Origin of the sequence: Carboxylicivirga caseinilyticus (genome assembly GCF_050589785.1) — a bacterium.
Lineage (GTDB): Bacteria > Bacteroidota > Bacteroidia > Bacteroidales > Marinilabiliaceae > Carboxylicivirga > Carboxylicivirga caseinilyticus.
In genome coordinates, this window is sequence record NZ_JBNGOX010000078.1 from 1 (window position 1) to 5,229 (window position 5,229).

Annotated in this window: 5 protein-coding genes and 1 pseudogene; all 6 read left to right on the plus strand. The window is 32.1% G+C overall.

What is annotated here, in order from left to right:
• Positions 1–430: 430 nt before the first annotated feature.
• Positions 431–1,291 carry a hypothetical protein gene (locus tag ACRD62_RS22115; protein ID WP_430822262.1) on the plus strand — a complete coding sequence of 287 codons (861 nt, stop codon included), beginning with the start codon at positions 431–433 and terminating at the stop codon, positions 1,289–1,291.
• Positions 1,292–1,308: 17 nt separating this feature from the next.
• Entirely contained in the window at positions 1,309–2,142 is an 834-nt protein-coding gene (locus tag ACRD62_RS22120) for a hypothetical protein (RefSeq protein ID WP_430822263.1), read from the plus strand.
• 96 nt (positions 2,143–2,238) lie between these two features.
• The gene (locus ACRD62_RS22125; protein ID WP_430822264.1) at positions 2,239–3,357 is read left to right on the plus strand and encodes a protein kinase domain-containing protein; all 1,119 of its coding nucleotides are present in this window, start codon (positions 2,239–2,241) and stop codon (positions 3,355–3,357) included.
• 203 nt (positions 3,358–3,560) lie between these two features.
• Positions 3,561–3,794, plus strand: a complete 234-nt coding sequence (locus ACRD62_RS22130; protein ID WP_430822265.1) for a hypothetical protein — start codon at positions 3,561–3,563, stop codon at positions 3,792–3,794.
• 107 nt (positions 3,795–3,901) lie between these two features.
• The gene (locus ACRD62_RS22135; protein WP_321405426.1) at positions 3,902–4,303 is read left to right on the plus strand and encodes a GFA family protein; all 402 of its coding nucleotides are present in this window, start codon (positions 3,902–3,904) and stop codon (positions 4,301–4,303) included.
• A 638-nt stretch (positions 4,304–4,941) separates the two neighbouring features.
• A pseudogene (locus ACRD62_RS22140) lies at positions 4,942–5,229 on the plus strand (hypothetical protein); the annotation flags it as partial.

Genomic DNA, 5,229 nt, shown 5'->3' on the forward strand with positions numbered 1-5,229 from the left:
GAAATCATGAACACCATTAAAAATAAGCAAACGTGAACTAAATGAAGTCGGGTTTGGGCGAAGCGCCAATTTGAAAAATAATTAGGACAGAATTGGCTTGCCCAACTATTACGACATAAATCTTTCTACACTGTTAAACTTAATAAATGTTTGATTAGCATAATTGCCTAATTCTGCTATTTTTGTATGTGGTAATTCTAAACCAAACACTATGAACCTGCACATCCATCTATCCGCACTGCAGCTGCAATTAAAACAGAGTGCCCGATTAACCGTTTCTAAACGATTATTTTTTCTGAGACGTTTATAAGTATTTAAAATGAATTTGTACTTATCATACAGCAATTGAATAAAGATAAAATAGTAATAGTGGATATAAGGCAGTTGGCAACAAGTTAAATGAATGACCTAAAAAGATTCAATACCTTAAATGATAGATTTTATTTTAAAACAATTAAATAATAGAGACTTGGCAATCTTAACTTGGTTGGCAATCTTATTATGTTCTGTTTTTTTGATAAAATTCATTAGGAAACATGCAATAGCTATTACTAAAGTTCTTTTTTCTTCTGTCTTTATTACAATCTTCCAATTAACGATATGCTATTTGTTAATCATTATTTGGGGGCTAATAAATGTTGATTTTTGGAATATTCATTTATTAAAAGGAACAATATTTTGGTTTTTTGGTGTTGGCATTATTATGACCTTTAAGGCAATTGGAAAAGATATTCCCTTTTTTCGGAAAATATTTATAAATGCCATAAAGCTGACTATTATAATTGGTTTTGTATCTAACTTACACGTTTTCAAGTATTGGATTGAGTTTATTTCAATACCTATACTTGCAATGACTGGCATTTTAATGAGTATTAATGAATACAAAACTAAAGACAAACGAGTTGATAGCTTTTTGAATTTGATTGTCATTCTATATAGTTTAAGTGTAATTTCTTATGCCATTTATCAAACATACCTTAACTATAAAAATGATTTTATACTAGCTAATTTGCAAAGTTTATTACTCCCATCAATTTTAACCATTCTGTTTATTCCGTTATCATATTTTATATGTATTTATAGTGCTTATGAATCATTGTTTTGTCGTCTTTATAATGTAAATAATAAAAAGTATAGTAGAACTTACATTAAGTTTAGGCTAGTTCTTAAAATGGGGCTTAACCTTAATAAGATACGAATTGGCAGTGCGAACTTAAGTCCGTATTATATCAATGAAACAACCAACATAAGCAGCTACTTGAAAGAAATTATTAAACCAAAAGTCGATTAAAAATAAGAATTCAAACTATGGCGAATAATAGAGACAATTTTACTAAAACAACAATTGATATATTGGCAAAGAGAGTAGGTTATTTATGCTCTAATCCTGATTGTAAGATTCATACAGTAGGTCCTAATGAAAAGGAAGATAAAGCTTCATCTATAGGCATTGCTGCTCATATTACAGCTGCTTCAGCAGGTGGACCCAGATATGATAGTTCATTAAGTGAAGCTGATAGAAAACATATCAGTAATGGTATATGGCTTTGCTCAAATTGTTCAATTATTATCGACAAGAATCCAGAAGCTTACCCTGTTACGTTATTAAAAAAATGGAAAGAATCAGCAGAAAGTGAAATGGATAAAAAGTTAGCAGGAAAGAAAGAAAAGGAACATAAGCCTTTTATTGAAGCGGATTTAATCTGGAGTAATAATGGTCGGAGAAATAGAGGAATGTCATTCGAGAAGCATAAAGAATACTCAGGTAAGACATTTCATGCAGGACAGAAACTTGATTTTATATGGTATTTAGATTGGGAATTCTCTCTTGTGCTTCACAACAATTCGAAGTATCCCGCATATAATCTAAAAGTTGAGCCTATAGGAGATACTAGATTTACCTCATTGCCATCTTTACCTAAAGTGAATAATATTCAACCTTTTTCTAATATAAACTTCAATACGAAATACGGAAAGCATTTTGAAGGAGATTATGAAAAAGCCGATGAAATTTTAAAAGAAAAAATTCCTAGTGACTTGAATGACTTACAACTTAAGATTACCTACCAAGATGACAATAGGGAAAACCATACTTCTGTAGTAGAAATAAAAAATAATGAAATTGTAACAAGAAAGGAATAAAACCAGTTGCCAACAATGGCTAATAAAGCATAGGCTTGCCGCAGGCTTCATAGCCTAGCCGTTGGGCATAATTAATCCGCAAAACCATAGAACTGCATGTATGATTTAAGGGAATCTAATAAAATAGATTTAACAGATGCTGATTGTTTAAAGGAAGAAACTACTTATAAATTTAAGGATTCAGTTACTGGTAAAGATTTAATAGCGAAGTTTATTTCGTATTATTCAGATGAAGAAGATATATACTTAAAAACTGAATTTAAAAAGCTTGCATTACTTTCTGGTGAACCAGAAATAGGAACAGTATATTATATTGCTACGGGAATTCTACAGGATAAACCAAAGAGTTGTTATATTATGGATTTTGTCAAGGGAAAAACCTTGGGGCTTTTCTTAGAAGAACGTAATTCAATTATTTATGAGGTAGCTTATGACATTATAATTCAAATTGCATCAGGTTTAGAAAAAGCTCATAATTTTGAAGTGTTTCATAGCGACCTTCATAATGAAAATATCATAATTGATAATCTTGGATATATTAAACTAATTGATTTTCTGTGGTGGGATGTTAATCTACCAGCCGAGCAGAATTTGGCAAAAGACTTGGAGGATTTTAAGAGAATTTCAAAAGAATTAACCTCAAAATGCAAAAACGGTCAAGACCTACAAAGATTTCAATTGTTAGATAAATATTGTCAAGGAATATCAACTTTCAACGGTCTAAAAAAGGAGTTAGAATTAATTGATATTATAACTTTTGACATTTCACTATTAGAATCTAAAGACTTAGATATTCTATCATGTTTATTCGCTCAAATGGAGGATACTTATACATTGCATATGCAGCTCGGAGAAAAGCATTTCAATATACCAGCCAAATATATTCTTCCATTAACAACTCAAGAAGAAGAATATTACAAAAAGAACCAAGATAAATTGAATCCTCTAAAAATTAGATATTCTGATAGCAGAGAAGAAAGAATTGAAAACGCTTTAAGAAATACATTTGATTTAAAACTAAATGCTCTTAAGCATTCAAATTTACTAACTTGGAATATATGGGTGACAAATGAAGGTGAAGAGTTTGAAGGCCCATACTTTCTTAATTACTACATTAGGTTTACAAGTAAGTTTTATAGATGGATGAAAATAAATGAACTAATTCCTTTTACTAATGAGTCTCATGATGAATTTGAAAGGCTTATTTTGGAATAAATAACTATGCCCAATCGTGTAGCCAGCCCCACAAGCAGACGCTATCAGGGAGAAGCTCTCACACCACTCCAGAAGCTTCGGGATACGGTTCTCGTATACGGTGGTTCTCTAATAGAACCAGGAGCAATTGGTGCATTTTTCAACTGAATAATATATTGTAACCAATAATTTGTTTTTCATATCTTAGTAAACAAGGAATGGCTATGAACATACAAGCTGAAAAACTCGAACTAATAGAATGGATCGCAAAGCTTAATGATTCTGCAGTAATTGAGAAACTGAAAAAGATTCATGATGAATATGCTAAATCATCAGACTGGTGGGATGAGTCATCAATCAATGAAAAAAAGTCAATTAAAAGAGGTTTGCACGACATTGAAAAAGGCCGAATTCATTCCCATGAATCTGTAAAGAAACTATATGAAAAATACTTATAGAATCGTTTGGTCTGAAGAAGCACTAAATGGTTTAAAAGAAATTATTTTATATTTAGAAAGTAAATTCTCAAAAAAAAAATCAAAAATTTTGCAAAGAAACTAATCAAATGGAATACTTGGGTTCTTGTTTATGCAAAGGAATTAAATTTAAAGTTATAGGTGACTTTGAGAGTTTTTATTTATGCCATTGCAGATATTGTAGGAAAGACACAGGGTCTGCGCATGCTGCAAATTTATTTTCCACTACAGCTAAACTTGAATGGATAAAAACGGAAACTAAAATTAAAATATTTCAACCTCATAAGAGTAATCATGTGAAAGCCTTTTGTTCAAATTGTGGTTCAGCTTTGCCCAATTTACAAATGGACGGTAAACTTTTAGTAGTTCCAGCAGGATGTTTAGATACAAAATTAGAAAAACGACCTAATGCACATATTTTTATCTCAAACAAAGCAAGTTGGGATGACTCGTTGGAAGAAATAAAAAAATTTGGACGCTTCCCAGAATAAAGAATAGATAAAGAGATTTGCTCCAGTTTTATGATACACATAGACATCGAGAAACATTTTAATGGAGATTAATATAAAAGTAAAATATTACAAAAACTAGCGGTAACATGTGTTTACAATACAGGCTAAATAGTAGGTATTTCAAGGGCTGTAGCCCGCTTTAAATTTTCGCAGTTTGATAGGTTTGAAGCCCCCAATCGCCCACATTTGCATATATCTTTCCATTAGGGGTAAGTATAGAATATAAATGAAAGCATTGAAGCTTATATATCAGAATTGAAACAATTAGCCGCCTAATAACAACCATCAATAAAATTCGTTATATTTAACATTCAGTTCTAAAATGTAAGATAAAGAAAAGCAGTGTTAGTTTGCTGTGTATAGAAGCAAAAGGAATGGATTCGGAAGCAAGGGCAATGTAAGTCGAAGCAGCCCAACTACAAGAGGAAGCGATAGAACTGTAAGTCGAAGCACTAGAATTGCAATGCGAAGCAACGGAAATGTAACCCGAAGCAACGCATTTGCAACTGGAAGCAGAGCAGTATCTGTCCCGAATGATCGGGATGTAAGTCGAAGCAACTAATTTGTAATGATTAATAACCCGTTTGCTGCAATGGCAAACCTAAAAATCAAATTATATGGCAACCAGACCAAAAAATTCCGAAGCCGACACATTAGAGCTTTATCGAGTAGCATTAGAAAATGCAGAAACCCAGTCAGAAATTGCAACTGTTATGGCAGAGTTAGGCTACGACTCCGCAAAAATAACAGAAGGCAAAACCCTTTTGACCGAAACACGTTCAGCCTACGATTTCAACAAAACCGAAGATGATGGATATTTCGGATCGTTTTGTGCCAGCATTATCGGCCTGATCTGTGCCAGTGATTTCGGTTCAAACTGTGCCACTTTTGGTCATGAACTGATG

What these genes read in the sequence shown, in the direction of transcription:
- ACRD62_RS22130 (WP_430822265.1), top strand. Translation starts at nt 3,561, where the DNA reads ATGAACATACAAGCTGAAAAACTCGAACTAATAGAATGGATCGCAAAG.
- ACRD62_RS22120 (WP_430822263.1), top strand. Translation starts at nt 1,309, where the DNA reads ATGGCGAATAATAGAGACAATTTTACTAAAACAACAATTGATATATTG.
- ACRD62_RS22115 (WP_430822262.1), top strand. Translation starts at nt 431, where the DNA reads ATGATAGATTTTATTTTAAAACAATTAAATAATAGAGACTTGGCAATC.
- ACRD62_RS22125 (WP_430822264.1), top strand. Translation starts at nt 2,239, where the DNA reads ATGTATGATTTAAGGGAATCTAATAAAATAGATTTAACAGATGCTGAT.
- ACRD62_RS22135 (WP_321405426.1), top strand. Translation starts at nt 3,902, where the DNA reads ATGGAATACTTGGGTTCTTGTTTATGCAAAGGAATTAAATTTAAAGTT.